Origin of the sequence: Paracoccus beibuensis, from assembly GCF_026162625.1 — a bacterium.
Taxonomy (GTDB): domain Bacteria; phylum Pseudomonadota; class Alphaproteobacteria; order Rhodobacterales; family Rhodobacteraceae; genus Paracoccus; species Paracoccus beibuensis.
Genome location: NZ_JAOTBD010000004.1, coordinates 1 through 18,820 on the forward strand (window position 1 = coordinate 1; position 18,820 = coordinate 18,820).

General features: G+C 65.0%; 11 protein-coding genes, 1 tRNA gene and 2 pseudogenes. 6 read left to right on the forward strand and 8 right to left on the reverse strand.

The features are described from left to right. Positions 1-132 (forward strand): annotated as a pseudogene (locus OC159_RS03895) (IS256 family transposase); the annotation flags it as partial. 271 nt (positions 133-403) lie between these two features. On the opposite strand, the gene malQ reads toward OC159_RS03895, so the two are convergent. Genes malQ through OC159_RS03915 form a run of 4 tightly spaced genes read right to left on the reverse strand, consistent with a single transcriptional unit; the run spans position 404 to position 9,681 of the window. Further along, complete coding sequence (gene malQ, locus OC159_RS03900; RefSeq protein WP_265499847.1) at positions 404-2,218, reverse strand: 4-alpha-glucanotransferase; 1,815 nt, start codon at positions 2,216-2,218, stop codon at positions 404-406. After that, positions 2,211-4,406, reverse strand: coding sequence for a 1,4-alpha-glucan branching protein GlgB (gene glgB / locus OC159_RS03905; RefSeq protein ID WP_265499848.1), 2,196 nt, complete (start codon positions 4,404-4,406; stop codon positions 2,211-2,213). The genes malQ and glgB overlap by 8 nt, the downstream gene beginning before the upstream one ends. Further along, positions 4,403-7,690 (reverse strand): maltose alpha-D-glucosyltransferase, encoded by a 3,288-nt coding sequence (gene treS, locus OC159_RS03910; RefSeq protein ID WP_265499849.1) that lies wholly within the window; start codon positions 7,688-7,690, stop codon positions 4,403-4,405. The genes glgB and treS overlap by 4 nt, the downstream gene beginning before the upstream one ends. After that, complete coding sequence (locus OC159_RS03915) at positions 7,690-9,681, reverse strand: alpha-1,4-glucan--maltose-1-phosphate maltosyltransferase (protein ID WP_265500047.1); 1,992 nt, start codon at positions 9,679-9,681, stop codon at positions 7,690-7,692. The genes treS and OC159_RS03915 overlap by 1 nt, the downstream gene beginning before the upstream one ends. Positions 9,682-9,861: 180 nt before the next feature. On the opposite strand from OC159_RS03915, the gene OC159_RS03920 reads away from it, so the two are divergent. After that, positions 9,862-10,743: an NAD(P)/FAD-dependent oxidoreductase gene (locus OC159_RS03920; RefSeq protein WP_265499850.1), complete on the forward strand. Its 882-nt coding sequence runs from the start codon at positions 9,862-9,864 to the stop codon at positions 10,741-10,743. 143 nt (positions 10,744-10,886) lie between these two features. Continuing rightward, a tRNA-Ser gene (locus tag OC159_RS03925) sits at positions 10,887-10,976 on the forward strand. Between the two features lie 124 nt (positions 10,977-11,100). On the opposite strand, the gene OC159_RS03930 is transcribed toward OC159_RS03925, so the two are convergent. Beyond that, positions 11,101-11,796 (reverse strand): hypothetical protein, encoded by a 696-nt coding sequence (locus OC159_RS03930; RefSeq protein ID WP_265499851.1) that lies wholly within the window; start codon positions 11,794-11,796, stop codon positions 11,101-11,103. 2 nt (positions 11,797-11,798) lie between these two features. Next, positions 11,799-12,293: a hypothetical protein gene (locus OC159_RS20080; RefSeq protein ID WP_407674053.1), complete on the reverse strand. Its 495-nt coding sequence runs from the start codon at positions 12,291-12,293 to the stop codon at positions 11,799-11,801. Positions 12,294-12,320: 27 nt separating this feature from the next. Here OC159_RS20080 and OC159_RS03940 point away from each other — a divergent pair. The 3 genes and pseudogenes from OC159_RS03940 to groL all read left to right on the forward strand — a co-directional run. Next, positions 12,321-12,723 (forward strand): annotated as a pseudogene (locus OC159_RS03940) (transposase); the annotation flags it as partial. A 285-nt stretch (positions 12,724-13,008) separates the two neighbouring features. Further along, on the forward strand, positions 13,009-13,296 hold the full coding sequence (locus OC159_RS03945; protein ID WP_265499853.1) for a co-chaperone GroES: 288 nt from the start codon (positions 13,009-13,011) through the stop codon (positions 13,294-13,296). A gap of 41 nt (positions 13,297-13,337) precedes the next feature. After that, complete coding sequence (groL, locus tag OC159_RS03950; RefSeq protein WP_265499854.1) at positions 13,338-14,981, forward strand: chaperonin GroEL; 1,644 nt, start codon at positions 13,338-13,340, stop codon at positions 14,979-14,981. Between the two features lie 79 nt (positions 14,982-15,060). Here the strand turns inward: groL and OC159_RS03955 are convergent, their stop codons facing one another. Both OC159_RS03955 and OC159_RS03960 read right to left on the reverse strand, forming a co-directional pair. Further along, positions 15,061-16,554: a Ppx/GppA family phosphatase gene (locus tag OC159_RS03955; RefSeq protein WP_265500048.1), complete on the reverse strand. Its 1,494-nt coding sequence runs from the start codon at positions 16,552-16,554 to the stop codon at positions 15,061-15,063. A 78-nt stretch (positions 16,555-16,632) separates the two neighbouring features. After that, positions 16,633-18,798: an RNA degradosome polyphosphate kinase gene (locus OC159_RS03960; RefSeq protein ID WP_265499855.1), complete on the reverse strand. Its 2,166-nt coding sequence runs from the start codon at positions 18,796-18,798 to the stop codon at positions 16,633-16,635. Positions 18,799-18,820 lie beyond the last annotated feature (22 nt).

Below are 18,820 nucleotides of genomic sequence, written 5' to 3' on the forward strand. Positions count from 1 at the left end.
CCTGCGCCGAAACCGTGCCCATGCTGCTCTGGGCGCTGCTGGCCTCCGGCCAGATCCAGATGCGGAAGATCGACCGCTGGGAAAACGCTTTCTCAGCCTCTCGAGCCGATGTCTCTTGACCTCGCGGCCTGACTGGAGCCAATCTCACATGCCAGAAGGTCCTCGGTCACAAGCAGCAACCTCGCATGGGGGCCAGAAACCTCCAAGCTTTCGCTCGGTAACCATGGTGTTCTCCGCAACCCCGACGAACGATAGCATCTAACAGCATGCGATCAGCCATCGAAGTGGCATCGGGGCCCGAAGATCATCTCCAACCCTCTTCGAGCGGATCGCTACCGCCTTGGAAAATCGCTCTCGCTGTCGCCACAACGTGCGCGCCCTGGCCGCACGGGTCCGCCGACCGTCATCGGCTCAGGCCTCGACGTGGCCGCTCGGCTTGCAGACCATTCGCGATCTTGCGAAAGAGCGGCAGGTCCGCGATGTCCTCAACCGATACCCCAAGCTTGCGCTGCCAGTTCGGATGCTCGTCCACCGTGCTGGGGATGTTCACGGGGTCGGCTTCGCCGGTGACATCCTCCAATCTCACGGCAAGAAGCCGCGACGGGGCTTTTGCCAGGAACGCATGGACGGCCGCGACCAGATCCTCGGGCGCGGCGTCAGTGACCGGCGGGGCACCGGACCAGAGGCCGACCGCCGCCAGGTCCTGAAGCAGCTGGTCGCGCTCGGTCACCCGTGTCGCCGCCTGATCCTGCGCGGCAGCGGCGTTGATCAGTCCATGCTTCAGGCGCAGGGTGACGTCGTCACCGCGCCACCAGCCCTGAAAGGTCGGCAGGTCGTGAGTGGACAGGCATGCCATCGCGTTGCGCGGATAATCCTCTGGCGGGATGAAGCCCTCATCTGTCCGTTCGAACAGCAGGATGCGATAAGACAGGATCCCGACCTCATCCATGACCTCGCGAAAGCCCGGAGGAACGTTGCCCAGGTCTTCGCCGATGACGATGGTGCGGTTCTGACGCGAGGCGCGGGCCAGCGCGTCCAGCATGTCGGCCACGGGATAGCGGGCATAAGTGCCCTCGGGCGGGCCGTCACCGTCGGGGATCAGGAACAGCTGCCACAGCCCCATGGCATGGTCGATCCTCAGCGCCCCCGCCTGCCGCGTCGCCTGCTCCATCAGCGTCGCGAACGGCGCGGCCTCTCGGGCGGCCATCTCGACCGGGGATAGGGGCGCAAGGCCCCAGTCTTGGCCCGTCTCGTTGAACCAGTCGGGCGGCGCGCCGATGCGGACGCCGGGCACCACCAGCGGGTTGCCCCAGGCGCCGGAACCGTCCGACGCCTCGCCCACAGCGAAATCGAGATAAAGGCCGATGGTCATGCCCGCGCGACCGCAGGCCTCGCCCGCCTCTGCGAGCTGTCGTTGCGCCACCTGCTGAAGCCAACGGTGAAAGCGGAGGTCGTCGGCATGGGTCTGCGCGAACCGGGCCACGGCATCGCCTTCCGCGTCCTGCCATTCCTCGGGCCAGTCGCGCCACCCTGCCCCATGGCCCTGCGCCACCATCCAAGCCGACAGCGCCTCGAAAAGCGAGTGGCGACGCAGGTCCGCGCTGCCTTCGGTCAGCAGATCCTCGGCCGCGTCGGGACGACCGGCCGCGTCCCAGATCTGGCGCAGCACCGGCAGCTTCAGCGCCGCGACGCCGGCGTAGTCGACAAACTCTGCCTGCCGCAGCGACTTCAGCCGCGCCTCGGCGGCCATCTGCGGCTGAAAGCCGTGCAGGCGATCCACCGCGATGTAGAGCGGGTTGAGAAACCGCCGGTTCGACGGAGAGAACGGGCTGCAGTGCCTGGGCTTCGACAGGAACAGCGCGTGCAGCGGGTTAAGGCCGATGAAGTCCGCCCCCGCCGCGCCCAGCACCGCCGCCATGTCCGCAAGGTCGCCGAAATCGCCGATGCCCCAGTTGCGTGCCGAGCGAAGCTGATAGAGCTGAAGCGCGACGCCCCAGGCCCGGCCGTCCTCGGGCAGGTAGCACCGGGTGCCGGGATGCGCGCGCAGTTCAGGTTCCGCTGTCAGCGGCCCGGGCCGGTCCGGGTCAGCCCCGAAAGCCTGCAGAAGCTTTTCCAGCGTGGCTTCGGGGGCAAGATGCGCCTCGCCCCCCATTCCCACGTAGGTGGGCTGGATGCCATGCTCCAACGCCCGCTGCGTCAGGTCGCGCGCCTCAGGCATCTTCGCCCGGCGCCAGAACGATGGTGGCCAGCGGCGGCAGCGTCAGCCGCAGCGACTGGTCGCGCCCGTGCCACGCTTCGTCATCCGCCTGCACCAGCCCGTGGTTCCCCAGGTTCGAACCGCCATAGCGCGCGTCGTCGCTGTTCAGGACCTCTCGCCAGAGGCCGGGCACCGGGACGCCGATCCGGTAGTCATAGCGCGGTTCCGGCGTCAGGTTGCAGACCACGACGCAGGGGGCGGAACCGTCATCAGACTTGCGCATGTAGACCAGAACGCTCTGCTCGGCGTCGCTGGCATCGATCCATTCGAAGCCTTCGGGCGAACAGTCCAGCCGGTGCAGCGCAGGACGGTCGCGATAAAGCCGGTTCAGGTCGGCCACCAGCGCCTGCATCCCACTGTGCAGCGGATCGTCCAGCAGGTGCCAGTCCAGCGACCGGTCGTGGTTCCATTCACGCTCCTGCGCGAATTCTCCGCCCATGAATATCAGCTTCTTGCCTGGATGGGTCCACATGAAGCCGAAATAGGCGCGCAGGTTCGCGAACTTCTGCCAGCGGTCCCCGGCCATCTGCCCGATCAGAGAGCCCTTGCCGTGGACGACCTCGTCATGGCTCAGCGGCAGGACGAAGTTCTCCGAGAACGCGTAGACCAGGCCGAAGGTCAGGTCGTGCTGGTGGTGCCGCCTGTGGATCGGGTCGCGCCGGAAATACCCCAGCGTGTCGTGCATCCAGCCCATGTTCCACTTGAAGGCAAAGCCCAGGCCGCCGTCGTCGACGGGCCGGCTGACCTTCGGGAAGGCGGTCGATTCCTCGGCAATGGTGATCGCGCCGGGATGATCCTGCTGCACGCGCTCGTTGACGCCGCGCAAGAACGAGATCGCCTCGAGGTTCTCGTTGCCGCCATACTCGTTCGGGATCCACTCGCCCTGCTTGCGCGAATAATCCAGGTACAGCATGGACGCCACGGCATCGACGCGCAGGGCGTCGACATGGAAGCGGTCGATCCAGTAGAGTGCGCTGGACTGCAGGAAGTTCGCGACTTCCCGGCGGCCGAAATTGTAGATCAGCGTGTTCCAGTCCTGGTGGAAGCCCTGTCGCGGGTCGGCATGTTCGTAAAGCGCGGTGCCGTCGAACTGCGCCAGACCGTGGGCGTCCGAGGGAAAGTGCGCCGGAACCCAGTCGAGAATCACACCGATCCCGGCCTGGTGCAGGCGGTCCACCAGCCGTGCGAAGGACTCCGGGTCGCCGAAGCGGCTGGTCGGGGCAAACAGCCCCACCGGCTGATAGCCCCAGGAGCCCGAGAACGGGTGTTCGCTGACCGGCAGAAACTCGACATGGGTAAAGCCCATCTCGACCACATAGGGCACCAGCAGATCGCCAATGGTATCATAGCTCAGGATCTCGTCGCCGCCACCGCGCCGCCACGATCCCAGATGCACCTCGTAAATCGAGATCGGGGCCCGGGCATCCTGGCGCGCTGCGCGCCCCGCCATCCAGCCGCTGTCGTGCCAGTCATGCTGAGGCAGGCCATCGATGACCGAGGCGGTTTCAGGGGGCAGTTCGTGCGCGAACCCGATCGGGTCGGCCTTCAGCGGCATCCGCTGGCCATGAGCACTGATGATCTCGTACTTGTAGATCTCTCCGGCGCCAACGCCGGGGATGAACAGCTCCCATATGCCCGGCCCGAGGCGCTTGCGCATCGGGTGGCGCCGCCCGTCCCAGGCGTTGAAGTGGCCGACGACGCTGACGCGGCGCGCGTTCGGCGCCCAGACCGCGAAGGACGTGCCCGCGACGCCTTCATGCGTCATCGGGTGCGCGCCCAGCTTGTCATAGAGCTTGCGGTGGCTGCCCTCGGCGATCAGGTATTCGTCCATCTCGCCCAAAACGGGACCGAAGCGATACGGGTCGTCGACCTCCCACTCGTGGCTTCCGGCGGTCATCTTCAGGCGATAATCCCCTGACGGCGCAGGTCCGCAGAAAAAGCCCTCGGGATGGATGCGGGTCAGCTTGGTCGAGCCGCCGGAGGCAATGGCGCAGACCTCGGCCGCCTGCGGCGCAAAGACCCGAAGCTGACCGTCATGCCGTCCCAGGATCGAGAACGGATCGTGGTGGTTGCCACGCAGGATGGCCTCGATGGCCGCGGCGCTCGGGCCGTCGGGGCGGGTTTCGGGAAGGTTTGCCGTCTCGCTCATGGGGCCTCGTCCAGAAGATCAAGGATGCCGCGCAGGGGAAGGCCGACCCAGGTCGGGCGGTTCCCAAGCTCGTATCCGGTTTCGTAGATCGCCTTTTGCAGCAGGAACAGGTCCAGCAGCGCCTGCATGGCGTCGTCGTTGTCGGGCAGGTTCGGCGCGCCTTCGCCATGGCTGCGATAGGCGCCCATGAAGTCCCGCGCAACCGATCGCCGCCATTCCTCGATCCGCGTCGTGGCGCGCTCTGCCCCGGCGGGGGCATCATGGCGGTGGCGCGCCATGACCGAAAGCGCCGCATAGTCGAACGACCGCAGCATGCCGGCCACGTCGCGCAGGGGCGACGATTTAGCACGCCGCTCCTCCAGGGTGCGCGCGGGTTCGCCTTCGAAGTCGATGATGGCGACGTCGTTCTGGGCCAGCAGGACCTGACCCAGGTGGTAGTCGCCATGGATGCGCGACAGCTTGCCGGACGGCGCGATCCCCGATGCCTTGCGGAGGCGCGCCATCAGGTCGTCCTTGCGCTGCTGCAGTTCCCGCGCCAGCGGAAGGGCGTCCTTGGGCAGTTGGTCCTGGGCCTGCTGAAGGCGCGACAGCATCGCCTCGGCCTCGGCTTCGGCGGTGCGGGTCCAGTCGGCCAGATGATCGACCGTCAGATCCTCGGTCGCGAAGGCCGGGTCTTCGGTCGGCGTCGCAAGCGCCTTGTGCAGCTGCGCCGTGCGTTCGCCCAGAAGCGCGCCGATGCTCAGCGGGAAATCGAAGGACGGGGACGTCACGTCCGGCTCCTGCTCGGACGGCCAGGACTCGTGCTCGTTGAACTCCAGCATCAGCGCGTCGAAGATCCCGGTCCAGGCATCGCCGCGGTTGGCGACGAAGGCGAAGGCGGCGGCCAGCACGGTTCGGGCGTCTCCCTCGTGGGTGACCTGGCCCAGATATGCGGGCGTATGCGGGTATCCAGCCGTCTCGGTCAGAAAGCGCGCGACTTCGACATCGGGCTGCTCGCCCTCGCGCAGGCGGCGATAGAGCTTGAGGATGATCTGGTCGGTGAACGCGATCGAGATGTTCGACTGCTCGACCCCCAGCTGGCGCGGATCGCCCGGCTCGGTGATCTCGCGCAGCGCGTCGGTGCCGCTGAAGCGCAGGTCGCCCTTACGGCTGTCGGCCTTCATCGCATCCAGGAAGAGGCCCGGCAGCCGTTCGTCATAGGCGCCGTCGATCAGCGCACCAACACGCGCCGTGTGGCGTGTCTTGGCCAGCGTGTAGGACAGGCGCGGCGCACCCGGGCGCAGATTCTCCTCTCCCCACCGGGCGGACAGCGGCAGGAAGTAGCTGTGCTGTTCGTCCGACAGCGTCACGTCGATCGACACCAACGCGTGATCGGGATCGACCTCGCCCATCGGGGTCATCTTGACCGCACTGATCTTCTCGTCCTTGGCGGCGAACCAGCGCTGCATCGGCAGCCATTGCGGCAGCACGTCGTTCTGGAACTGCGTGCCCTCTCGTCCCTTCAGCGCGGTCAGGACGCGGCCGTCGCGAGTGGTCAGCGTCATGAACTCGGGCAGGATGTCGGGCAGCTGCTCGTGCCAGGCGGGCGTTTCCTCGTCGCTGGCCAGCGCGAACCAGTAGAAGCCATAGGCCGGCAGCGTCAGCATGTAGGGCAGATCACCCACTGGCGGGAAGGCCGACCGCCCGGTCAACTCGACGGGCACCTTGTCGCGGTGACGCGCCAGGTCCAGTTCGACCGCCTGCGCGGCGTCGGACAGGTTGGCCACGCACAGATAGGCGCGATCCTCGTGTTCGCGGATATAGGCCAGGATCTTGCGGTTCCGGGGATAGAGCAGCGTCATCGTGCCCCGCCCGAAGGCCGGGTGCTGGCGGCGCACGGTGATCATCCGGCGCATCCAGTTCAGAAGCGAGGATGGATCGTCGGCCTGCGATTCCACGTTGATGACCTGGTGGCCATAGACAGCATCGATGATTGCCGGCAGATAAAGCTGCTGCGGCTTCGCGGCCGAGAACCCGGCATTGCGGTCGCCAGACCATTGCATCGGCGTCCTGACCCCGTCACGGTCGCCCAGGTAGTAGTTGTCGCCCATGCCGATCTCATCGCCGTAATAGATGATCGGTGTGCCGGGCATGGACAGCAGCAGCGAGTTCAGCAGCTCGATCTTGCGCCGGTCGTTCTGCATCAGCGGCGCCAGCCGGCGGCGGATGCCCAGGTTGATCCGCGCCCGCGTGTCGGCGGCATAGGTCTGCCACAGGTAGTCGCGTTCTTCCGACGTCACCATCTCCAGCGTCAGTTCGTCATGGTTGCGCAGGAAGATGCCCCACTGGCAGGCCTCGGGGATCTCGGGCGTCTGGCGGATGATGTCGGTGATCGGGTGGCGGTCCGCCTGGGCCAACGCCATGTACATCCGCGGCATCAGCGGGAAGTGAAAGCCCATGTGGCATTCGTCGCCGTCGCCGAAATAGGGGCGCGTGTCCTCGGGCCACTGGTTGGCCTCGGCCAGCAGCATCCGGTCGGGGAAATGCGCGTCCAGGTCGGCGCGGATCGCCTTCAGGACATCATGCGTCTCGGGCAGGTTCTCGTTGTTGGTGCCGTCGCGTTCCACCAGATATGGGATCGCGTCCAGCCGCAGCCCGTCGACGCCCATCTCCAGCCACATGCGCATGACCTTCAGGACTTCCTGCAGCACGCGCGGATTGTCGAAGTTCAGGTCGGGCTGGTGCGAATAGAAGCGGTGCCAGTAATAGGCGCCCGCCACCGGGTCCCATGTCCAGTTCGACCGCTCCGTGTCCAGGAAGATGATCCGCGTCTCGGGCCATTTCTCGTCCGTGTCGGACCAGACGTAGTAGTCGCGGGCAGCCGAACCGGGCTTGGCGTGGCGGGCCTTCTGGAACCACGGGTGCTGGTCGCTGGTGTGGTTGATGACCAGTTCGGTGATCACCCGGATGCCGCGCTTGTGCGCCTCGGTCACGAACGCCTTGAAGTCCTTCATGGTCCCATACGACGGGTTGATCGACCTGTAGTCCGAGATGTCATAGCCGTCGTCGCGCAGGGGGGACGGATAGAAGGGCAGCACCCAGATCGCCGTGACGCCCAGCTCCTGCACATAGTCCAGCCGCTGCATCAAGCCCGCGAAATCGCCGATCCCGTCGCCGTTCGAATCCTGGAACGCCTTGATGTGCAACTGATAGATGATCGCGTCCTTGTACCAGTCGGCGCAGTCGCGGTCGATTCCGCCGCGCACGGCAAAGCTGGCTTGGTCTTTCTTCGTCGAGATATTCATCAGCGCGCCACCCCCGGGGCCAGAAGCTGCCACATCACATAGGGCCGTGTCTGAGGATCGAGTTCAAGCCACTGGTACTTGCCGTGCCAGGTGAAGCTGTTGCCGTGGACAAGGTCGCGCACCTCGATGGATGCGTCGTCGGGCAGGCCGAATTCCCACAATGGAACCTCGAACTGGAAGGACTGGACGTTGTGCGGGTCCAGGTTGACGTGGATCAGGACGAAGTTGTCCCCTGCCCGCTTGCCATAGGCCAGCACCTGGTCGCTGCCGGCGTGATAGAACTTGAGGTTCGTGAAATGCCGCAGCGCCGGGTGTTCGTGGCGCAGCCGGTTCACCAGCCGGATGTCGTCCTGAATGTTGCCCGGCTGGTCCATGTCCCAGACACGGATCTGGTACTTCTCCGAGTCCAGATATTCCTCCTTGCCGGGCACGGGGGCGGCGTCGCAGATCTCAAACCCGTTATAGACGCCGTAGTTGCCGCCAAGCGTCGCCGCCAGCACCAGCCGCGTCCGAAAGCCCGGCCGCCCGCTGGTCTGCAGAAAGCGCGGGTTGATGTCAGGGGTGTTGACGAAGAAGTTTGGGCGCATGACTTCCCGACTGTCGCTCTGGGTCAGCTCGATCAGGTAGTCTGTCAGTTCTTCCTTGGTGTTTCGCCACGTGAAATAGGAATAGGACTGCGAAAAGCCGATCTTCGCCAGCCGCTTCATGACCTTCGGTCGGGTGAATGCCTCGGCCAGGAAGATCACTTCAGGATGCTTGGCGCGCACTTCCGCGATCATCCATTCCCAGAACGGGAACGGCTTGGTGTGGGGATTATCGACGCGGAAAATCCTGACGCCGTGCTCCACCCAGAACAGCACGATGTCGCGCAGCGCGTACCACAGGTCCGGCAGGGCCTTGCGATAGAAATGGACGTTGACGATGTCTTCGTACTTCTTGGGCGGATTCTCGGCGAACTTGATGGTGCCGTCGGGGCGCCAGTCGAACCACTCAGGGTGTTCGCGGATCCAGGGGTGGTCGGGCGAACACTGGATGGCAAAGTCGAGCGCAATCTCCAGCCCGTGATCGCGTGCGGCATCGACCAGGCGGCGGAAGTCGTCGAAGCTTCCCAGTTCGGGGTGGATGGAGTCGTGGCCGCCTTCGTCGGAACCGATGGCATAGGGGCTGCCTGGATCGTCGGGCCCTGGTGTCAACGTGTTGTTGCGGCCCTTGCGATTGGTGCGGCCGATGGGATGGATCGGCGGGAAATACAGAACATCGAAGCCGAGGTCACGGACATAGGGCAGCCGCGCGATGACATCGTCGAAGGTGCCGTGCCGATGTTCGTCGTTAGACTGCGACCGGGGCATCAACTCGTACCATGCGCTGAAGGCGGCAGCCTCCCGGTCGGCGAAGACCGGCAGCAGCCTGTAACGCGTGGCGTCGGTGCGGGGGCCGACGTGGCGCATCAGCTCGACCGTCTCGGGTGCGCCGAGACGACCGAAGCGCAGGCCGTCATGTTCATCGCCGCGCATCGCCCCGTCATCCTCGGCCAGAAGCGCCGAGATGGCGCCGCGGCCGGCCTCGTCGGCGCGGCTGTCGGGAGCCAATACGGCCGCGAGCAGGTTGCGACCCTCCTCCAGCTCCAGCGCGATGGACTGGCCGGCGGCGTGCTTCTTGGCGACTTCCTTGCGCCATGTCAGGAACAGGTCGCGCCAAGCCAGGATCGTGACCTCGTATTGGCCGGGCTGCTCGAGGACCATGTTGCCCTGCCAGCGATCGTTTTCCAGGAACCGCATCGGCGCTTCGGTAAAGCTGTCTGTGCCCGCGCGCCTGAACAGAAGGGCCGTGTCGATGCTGTCGTGGCCGTCGGAAAAGATGTCCGCCTGAACCGTGGCCGTCTGTCCGGCAACGACCTTGGCCGAGAACCGCCCGCCATCGATCTCGATCGAGACGCCCTCGATGGCAATGCGCGACCGCGAGAGTGCCTTCAGCGCCTCCTGACCCGTCATCGGTTGAGAGACATCGTTGTCCGAGACGTAGTGCTCTGCCATTTCACGCTCCCCGAAAATGCCTTGGATGAACAGTCTGACGGATGAATTGTTCCATTCCGCCCGGCCCGCGTCGGCCCTTGTCGGGGAACAAAGTGCGGCTGCCGCGGTTCCGGGCACCCCGAGGAACAAGAGGCCTCCATGCGCCACGACGCGATCATCATCGGCGGCAGCTATTCCGGCATGTCGGCGGCCCTGCAACTGCTGCGCGCGCGCCGTAGCATCCTGGTCATCGATTCGGGCAGACCGCGCAATCACCCCGCCAGTCACGCGCATGCGGTGCTGGGCGGCGACGGCGTCGCGCGCGACACGCTGGCCTCGGACGCCCGAGAACAACTGGCGCGCTATCCGACGCTGACGTGGGTTGATGGCACGGCTACCGGAGTCACGGGCAGCCTCGACAACTTTCGGGTCACGACCGGTGACGGGCAGGTCCATGAGGGTCGCCGCGTCCTCTTTGCCATCGGCGTGTCCGATACCTTGCCGGCCATTCCCGGCCTTGCCGATCAGTGGGGGAAGACGGTCTTCCACTGCCCCTATTGCCACGCCTACGAACTGAACAAGGGTCCCATCGCTGTCATCGCCGTCGGTGCGCGGTCTCTGGACCAGGTGCGACTGCTGACCGATTGGGGGCCGGTCACGCTGCTCTGCAACCGGTCCCTGACACTGGGTCGCGCGACCCGGGCCGCGTTGGAGCACCTGAAGGTAGCGGTCGAGGAAACCGCCATCTCGCACGTTGCTCCCGGTCGTGTTCACCTGGCCGACGACCGTATTCTATCCGCCGCGGGCATCTTCACCAGCTCGGCCACGGCACCCGCCGGTGCGCTTGCTCGCGAATTTGGCTGCCGGCTGTCCGAACTGCCGACCGAGCAGTTCATCGTCACGACCGACCGCCGCGAAACCTCCGTCGCCGGCGCTTATGCCTGCGGGGACGCCGCCCTCAGCCACCACTCCATCAGCCTCGCCATGGCGGACGGCGCATGGGCAGGATCGCAGATCCACCACGACCTGGTCCAGTGCTGACCTCCGCCCGGCCGAAAAGGGAACCGGCAGCCGCTCGACCACTTAGCCTTCAACAACCGGGCCTTACACCCGTCCTGCTCGACATGCCGCAATCCCTCAAAAAGCCCTTGTCCTGCTCTGACGACATCCATATACGGGTCGACGGAGACGTGGCCGAGTGGTCGAAGGCACACCCCTGCTAAGGGTGCAGGCCCGAAAGGGTCTCGAGGGTTCGAATCCCTTCGTCTCCGCCACTACCCTTTTCCAAGTTTCTAATTATCGGGCGTTTTTTGCTGTCGATCAGCCTTGGGGTAGCGACCGGGGTAGCATTGTCTCGTCTTGAGGTATTGGATCATTCCCCCTTTGCAAGATAGGCGCTCACGCAGGCGCAGGGAAGTCCAGGCCGGAATCATCACTCTGACAGCCTGAAGCCACCTCTGACGCCAAGCGCGTTTTCTTCAGCCGAGATCGGATGATGCCGTTCAGCCGGTCCATCGACAGAACGCGCGGCACGCCATTTGGTGGAAGGAATGCCGCAACTGTGACCTCGGGATTGCGCGTCGTCAGCGCCTTCAGCCGCTCCGCGCCTCCAGGCTCCCGCGCTAGCACTGCCCTGAGGCATCGCGGGGTCAGGATGAGCACCGGGCTGGTCTGCTCCTCCACGTCCGGCCCATGCTGCACGAGCTCGTGCCACAGCGTTACTGCGTGTTGGCGCAGGCAAAGGTCTGCTGTTAGGTGAACGGGCTGTCGCCCTCGCAGCCTTGCGCCCATGTGTGTCCGCAGCGCGGCCAGGGTCCCGGCTAAGGGAGTTCCGGGCTCACCGGGTCGCGGGGGCGGCAATGCCGTGTCGTGCCGGCTGATCACCCACTGCTTCGCCCGCGCGAGTGCCCCCGCAAAGGTCTTCGCCAGCGAGCTGTCCAGCTTGCCGCGCCGCTCCAATAGAACGATGTCCGGACGGATGCCGACCGCGCTGCCGTCATCGAAGCGCACCTCGACAGTCGGGCTACCCTGGCGGATGACGGGATGGGCCGTGAGGCCAAGCCCGCGACAGATGCGCCGGGCGAGCAGCAGCAACGCTACGACCCGCGTTCGCCTTCGAACAAGTCGTCGCCGAGTGCGGCGACGGTCCGGTTCAGCGAGGCCTGCCCATCGATCAGCAGACGCTGAGCCGCCATGACTTCCTGGATCTGCGCGGTCAGACCCCGGACCTCCTCCCGCTGCTCGCGCTGCGCCGAGATCAGGGTGGCCAGATCCTGCGCGATCTTCTGGGTCGAGACGAGGATCTGGCGCAGGGCCTCGGCCAGCTGCCGGCCCAGTTCCTCCTGGTCCTTCGGTCGGCGCAGCAGATCCAGAAGCGCGGTCAGCGGCAGCACCGTCTCGTAGGTCTCGCTCGAGACGTGCTGGATCTCCCGCTGCCGGTCCAGGAGCAGGCGCAGGGCCTGCAGGACCTCCGGCGTGATCGGGGCCCGCGAGGGATGGTTGGCGCGACCTGCCCGAAAAGTTCGGCAAGTGGTCCAGCGTCCACCGCCGGTTTCGGCCGTTCGAGAGCGTCCGGTGGGAAGACGATCCACCGGATCGTTTTCTGGACCACCTTCCACTTCGCGACCAAGATCCACCTCCGGGTCAACGGTGCAGGCTCCCCATGAGGTCGCATATTTCGCCGGGCCAGACGTCGGACCATCTGGGCTTCGATCTGGCCATGGACGACAACCTGCCGGAACCTTGCGTCCTGCTGGCCGATCGCGACCATGCCTCTGACAAGGTTCGCGAAACATGGAGGCGCGCAACGTCGTGCCCGTGACACCCATGCGGAAGTCACGGAAGCTGCGTGGCTGTCGACCGCAAGCCCTTACCGGCTGCGGAACCTTGTCGCGCGGTGCTTCAACAAGCTCGAAAACGCCCGCCGCGTCGCCTACCCGCTACGACAAGACCGCCGAGAGCTTCCCAGGCTTCATCGACATCACCTCGATCCGCCTCTGGATCCGCCATTTGTCAACATGACGTAACCATCTTAGCTGTCTGTCGTGTCCTCAGGGGCACCTTCCGCCACGTCTGGCTCTTTGCACGCCCAGCCATGCGCCTGGTGACGTAGGTTCGGCCGTCGAACACTGTCGCCCACCCACTGCCATCAAACCGGTAGGCGGGCATCCACTTCCCCGTTGCGCCGATCCGCCAACTGGCCTGTTGACAGGCCAATTTGCTTTGCCTAGATCAGCGTCATTGGCACTCGCATGCCGTGAGTGCCAACAGAGCAACACTGCAACCTGAAACATCGGAGTGTTCCAAATGACATTCAAACCGCTGCATGACCGCGTTCTGGTCCGCCGCGTCCAGGGCGAAGAGAAGACCAAGGGTGGTCTGATTATCCCCGACAACGCCAAGGAAAAGCCCGCCGAGGGCGAGATCATCTCGGTCGGCGATGGCGCGCGCAAGGACTCGGGCGAACTGATCGCACCGTCGGTCAAGGCGGGCGACCGCGTCCTGTTCGGCAAGTGGTCGGGCACCGAAGTCACGGTCGACGGCGAAGAGCTGCTGATCATGAAGGAAAGCGACATCCTGGGCATCATCGCCTGATTTCGCGACCTTTCCTTCAACGATAAATTCAGGAGAACCAAATGGCATCGAAAGAAGTCAAGTTCAGCACGGACGCGCGCGACCGGATGCTGAAGGGCGTGAACATCCTGGCCGACGCGGTCAAGGTGACGCTTGGCCCGAAGGGCCGCAACGTGGTGATCGACAAGTCCTTCGGCGCGCCGCGCATCACCAAGGACGGCGTGTCGGTTGCAAAGGAAATCGAACTCTCCGACAAGTTCGAGAACATGGGCGCCCAGATGGTCCGCGAAGTCGCTTCGCGCACCAATGACGAGGCCGGTGACGGCACCACCACCGCGACGGTTCTGGCCCAGGCCATCGTGAAAGAGGGCATGAAGGCGGTCGCCGCCGGCATGAACCCGATGGATCTGAAGCGCGGCATCGACCAGGCCACCCTGAAGGTCGTCGAGGCCATCAAAGCCGCAGCACGTCCGGTGAACGACAGCGACGAAGTCGCCCAGGTCGGCACCATCTCGGCAAACGGCGAAGCCCAGATCGGCCGCTTCATCGCAGACGCGATGCAGAAGGTCGGCAACGAGGGTGTCATCACCGTCGAAGAGAACAAGGGGATGGAGACCGAGGTCGAAGTCGTCGAAGGCATGCAGTTCGACCGCGGCTATCTGTCGCCCTACTTCGTGACCAACCCCGACAAGATGGTCGCCGAACTGGAAGACGCCTACATCCTGCTGCACGAGAAGAAGCTCTCGTCGCTGCAGCCGATGGTTCCGCTGCTGGAGGCCGTGATCCAGTCGGGCAAGCCGCTGATCATCGTGGCCGAGGATGTCGAAGGCGAGGCTCTGGCCACGCTGGTCGTCAACAAGCTGCGCGGCGGCCTGAAGATCGCTGCCGTCAAGGCTCCGGGCTTCGGTGATCGTCGCAAGGCCATGCTGCAGGACATCGCGATCCTGACCGGCGGCCAGGTCATCAGCGAAGACCTGGGCATGAAGCTGGAGAATGTCGGCATCGACATGCTGGGCCGCGCCAAGAAGGTCACGATCAACAAGGACAACACCACCATCGTCGACGGTGCTGGTGAAAAGGCCGAGATCGAAGCCCGCGTGTCGCAGATCCGCCAGCAGATCGAGGAAACCACCTCGGACTACGACAAGGAAAAGCTGCAGGAGCGCGTGGCCAAGCTGGCCGGCGGTGTTGCCGTGATCCGCGTCGGCGGCATGAGCGAGATCGAAGTGAAAGAGCGCAAGGACCGCGTTGACGATGCGCTGAACGCGACCCGTGCGGCCGTTCAGGAAGGCGTTGTCGTCGGCGGCGGCGTGGCCCTGGTTCAGGGTGGCAAGGCTCTCGACGGCCTGACCGGAGCGAACAGCGACCAGGATGCCGGGATCGCCATCGTGCGCCGCGCACTGGAAGCTCCGATGCGCCAGATCGCCGAGAACGCGGGCGTCGACGGCGCCGTGGTTGCCGGCAAGGTCCGCGAGTCCTCGGACAAGGCCTTCGGCTTCAACGCGCAGACCGAAGAATATGGGGACATGTTCAAGTTCGGCGTGATCGACCCGGCCAAGGTCGTGCGCACCGCGCTGGAAGACGCAGCCTCGGTTGCCGGCCTGCTGATCACCACCGAAGCCATGATCGCCGAAAAGCCCGAGCCCAAGGGCCAGGGTGCCGGCGGCGGCATGCCCGACATGGGCGGCATGGGCGGGATGATGTAATCATCCCCCTACCCCAGACAGACGAAAGGGCGCTCGAAAGAGCGCCCTTTTTAATGACCTGCCGCTGCCCAGATGAATGTCAGGACAGGATGCCCTCGACGTTCATCGACTTGCAGAGCGACTGGAACCGTGCGTGGGCGACCTCGCCCATCAGTTCGCGGCCGGTCTTCGTGAGCCGCAGTTCCAGCGACTTGCCGGGGATCACCTGCAGCGTCCCCGCATCGGCCGGATCGTCGATCGCGAACATCGCGCCGAAGCGCATCGCCTTGCCCAGGATCTCGGCGGACAAGATCTCGGGTTCGCCCAGCAGGTCGAACAGCGGCGCCATCTGCGACTGTGCCCGGTTGTTCTTGTAGCGGTGCAGCAGGGCCAGCCCCAGGTAGATCCGCTCAGGGTGGCTGAGCGCCGCCATGTTGGCACGCGTGACGTTGTCGAAGCAGGCCTCGGCCCGATAGTCGGGGTGCGCGCGCCAGGCGGTGTCGTGCAGCAGGCAAGCGGCCCGCATCAGGCGGTCGCGTTTTTCGGACATGTCCGGGAACAGCGGCAGCAGGAAGTGATAGAGCTTCTTGCCGAAGCCAGGCATGCGCGACATCTGCTTTTCCGTGAACCGCGCGGCCTCGATCAGCGGATCACGGCGGCGCAACGTCTCGGACATGTGTTCATAGAGCAGCCCCTCGCGGATCCCATAGCTGGAGATGAACAGCTCGGACGGAGTGAAGACCTCCACCAACTGCGACAGCACCTTCGAGGCCAGCGGAACAAGCTCGATCCGCGACGACGAGATGCCGACACTGCCACGCAAGGTGTTCAGGTCGTGCTGGCCGATCCAGTTGATCGTGTCGGCGGCCGTCTCGGGCGTCATGCGGTATTCGTGCAGAACCGTCATTGGATAGCTCAGCCGCTCCATGTCCAGCCGGGCTATGGCGCGCCAGGACCCGCCGACAAGGTAGATCCGCTCGTGGTGGCTGCCCATCTCCTCGGCCAACTGGCTGAGGATGCCCGCGATGTGGTCGCGCAGCTTGTTCGGCGCAATCTGCTGCAACCGGAACGGCCCCAGTTGAGAGGTGACACGCCGCCCAACCTTGCCGTCGGCAACCTCGGCCAATTCCATCGAGTTTCCACCGATGTCGCACACAAGGCCGCGCGCATCCGGCCACCCCAGCAGCACGCCTTGCGCGGACAGGCGCGCCTCTTCCTCTCCGTCGATCACGTGCAGCTTCAGGCCGGTCTCGCGTTCGACGCGCCGCTGGAAGTCCGGGCCGTCAGCGGCCTCGCGGACAGCGGCGGTGGCGACGCATGTCAGCGGCTCGATGTCCATGCTGCGGCCGAGGGCCGCGAAGCGCGCAAGGGCGGAAAAGCCGCGCTCCACGCCCTTCGGGTTCAACCTGCCGGTCTTGGCCATGTCCTGGCCCAGGCCGGCCATGACCTTCTCGTTGTAGAAGTATGCCGGCGACCTTGCTGCGCCGTCGAAGACGACGAGGCGGATCGAGTTCGATCCGACGTCGACGACGCCGACCCTTTTCAGCGCCCGCTTGGGCAGCTTGCGGAACTTTGCATTGAAGGGCTCAATCATGGCCCCACTGGTGGTCCGCACGCCGTTCATCTTCGCGCCTCTTGTCTGTTCGCCGTTGGTTCCCGCAGGGGACATGCGTTAATCCGCCGAATGCGTCAACGCCGGAACGTCCCTTGCACCGGCTGTACCCCGACCGGAAAGGGACGGATTTTCCATGAAGAAACGATGACAATCGAACAGGTCGTCCTGTCCTTCGGGAAGGTAACGCAGGAAGCGCCCGTCCGGCTGCATCAGCCAGCTCTGCGCTTCGTCCGCCATGTTGGCCGCCATCACCTGGCTGACGATCTGCGCCTTGACCGTGTCATTGACGCATTCGACCAGCGTTTCGACCCTGCGGTTCAGGTTGCGATCCATCCAGTCGGCAGAGCTGATGAAGACCCGCGCCTTGGCCGACGGCAGTCCCTGACCATTGCCGAAGCAGACGATCCGCGAATGCTCTAGATATCGCCCGACGATGGACTTTACGCGAATATTCTCGGACAACCCTTTGATCCCCGGTCGGATTCCGCAGATCCCGCGGATCACCAGGCTGATCTTGACGCCGGCGGCGCTGGCCGTATAGAGCGCCTCGATCACGTCGCGTTCGATCAGCGAATTCATCTTGGCCCAGATCGCCGCCGGCTTGCCTTTGCTGGCAAACTCGGCCTCGTGCAGGATCATCTCGATCAGGCGGGTCTTCATGTTGATCGGTGAAATGGCCAGGTTCTCCAATCCGGCAGGTTGAACATAACCCGACAAGTAGTTGAAAACCTTAGTCGCATCCCGCCCAAGTGCCGGATCGCAGGTGAACAGCGACAGGTCGGTGTAGATCCGCGCCGTGATCGGGTGATAGTTGCCGGTGCCATAGTGAGTATAGGTCACCAGCCGGTCGCCCTCGCGTCGGACCACGGTGCTGATCTTGGCATGGGTCTTGTAGTTCACGAACCCATAGACGACATGCGCGCCTGCCCGCTCCAGCCGGCGGGACTGGCGGATGTTGGCGGCCTCGTCGAAGCGGGCCTTGAGTTCGACCAGCGCGGTCACCGACTTTCCCGCCTCGGCGGCCTCGCAGAGGGCGTCGACTATGGGGCTGTCGCGGCTGGTGCGATAGAGCGTTTGCTTGATCGCCAGCACGTCGGGATCGCGCGCCGCCTGCGCCAGGAAGCGCACCACCATGTCGAAGGTCTCGTAGGGGTGGTGCAGCAGCATGTCCTTTTGCCGGATGGCCGCGAACATGTCGCCGTCATGGTCCTGCACCCGTTCCGGTACCCGGGGCGTGAAGGCCGGCCACAAAAGCTCGCGCCGGTGGTCCAGCACCAGTTCCTTGAGGTCGGCCATGCCCAGCAGGCCCTCAACCTCGATCACCTCGTCGGGGCCGACCTCAAGCTCTTCCATGATCAGCCGGCGCAGCCGGTCCGGCGCGCCTGCGGTGATTTTCAGGCGGATGACGCTGCCGCGGCGGCGGCGCTTCAGCGCGGTCTCGAATTCACGCACGAGGTCCTCGGCCTCTTCCTCGACCTCCAGGTCGCTGTCGCGCAGGACGCGGAAGCTGCAATGGCCGATGTCGGTATAGCCCGGGAACAGGCTGGAGAGGTGCATCAGCAGCAGGTCTTCCAGCTTCAGGAACCGCTCTCCTCCCGGCAGGGGCACGAAGCGCGGCAGTTGTGCCGGGATCGGCAGCAACGCCTGCATCTGCCGGCGGTCGGTCTCGCGCGCCAGTTCCAGCGCCAGCGAGAAACCGGCATTCGGGATGAACGGGAACGGATGGGCGGGGTCGATGGCCAGCGGCGACAGGACCGGGAAGACGCGGTTCTCGAAGTAGTCGTGGAGAAACTCCTCCTCGGGACGCGTCAACCGCTGGCGGGACAGGATGACGATGCCCTCCTGCTCCATCTCGCGACGAAGCGCGTTCCAGACCCCCTGCTGCGCGCCCATCAGGCGCCGCGCGTCGGCGTTGATCAGCGCCAATTGCTCGGTCGGGCTCAGCCCGTCATCCGAGGGCGTGGTGCTGCCCTCGCGCATCAACTCGCGCAGGCCGGCCACGCGGACGGTATAGAACTCGTCCAGGTTGGTCGCGCTGATCGACACGAAGCGCAACCGCTCCAGCAGCGGCACGCGTGGATTTCGCGCCTCGTCGAGAACCCGCCAGTTGAAGGACAGCCAGCTGAGTTCGCGATTGAAGAAGCGGGCAGCGCCCTCGGGGATGCCGTCCGGCAGATCCTTGGGCTCGAGAAACGGGGTACGCAGAAAATCGGCTTGGGTCATCGGTTTCCGGTCGCATGCTGAG

Excerpts from the sequence above, each read along its gene's own strand:
- OC159_RS03960 (WP_265499855.1), bottom strand. The coding sequence starts at position 18,798 with ATGACCCAAGCCGATTTTCTGCGTACCCCGTTTCTCGAGCCCAAGGAT.
- glgB (WP_265499848.1), bottom strand. The coding sequence starts at position 4,406 with ATGAGCGAGACGGCAAACCTTCCCGAAACCCGCCCCGACGGCCCGAGC.
- groL (WP_265499854.1), top strand. The coding sequence starts at position 13,338 with ATGGCATCGAAAGAAGTCAAGTTCAGCACGGACGCGCGCGACCGGATG.
- treS (WP_265499849.1), bottom strand. The coding sequence starts at position 7,690 with ATGAATATCTCGACGAAGAAAGACCAAGCCAGCTTTGCCGTGCGCGGC.
- malQ (WP_265499847.1), bottom strand. The coding sequence starts at position 2,218 with ATGCCTGAGGCGCGCGACCTGACGCAGCGGGCGTTGGAGCATGGCATC.
- OC159_RS03915 (WP_265500047.1), bottom strand. The coding sequence starts at position 9,681 with ATGACGGGTCAGGAGGCGCTGAAGGCACTCTCGCGGTCGCGCATTGCC.
- OC159_RS03955 (WP_265500048.1), bottom strand. The coding sequence starts at position 16,554 with ATGATTGAGCCCTTCAATGCAAAGTTCCGCAAGCTGCCCAAGCGGGCG.
- OC159_RS03945 (WP_265499853.1), top strand. The coding sequence starts at position 13,009 with ATGACATTCAAACCGCTGCATGACCGCGTTCTGGTCCGCCGCGTCCAG.
- OC159_RS03920 (WP_265499850.1), top strand. The coding sequence starts at position 9,862 with ATGCGCCACGACGCGATCATCATCGGCGGCAGCTATTCCGGCATGTCG.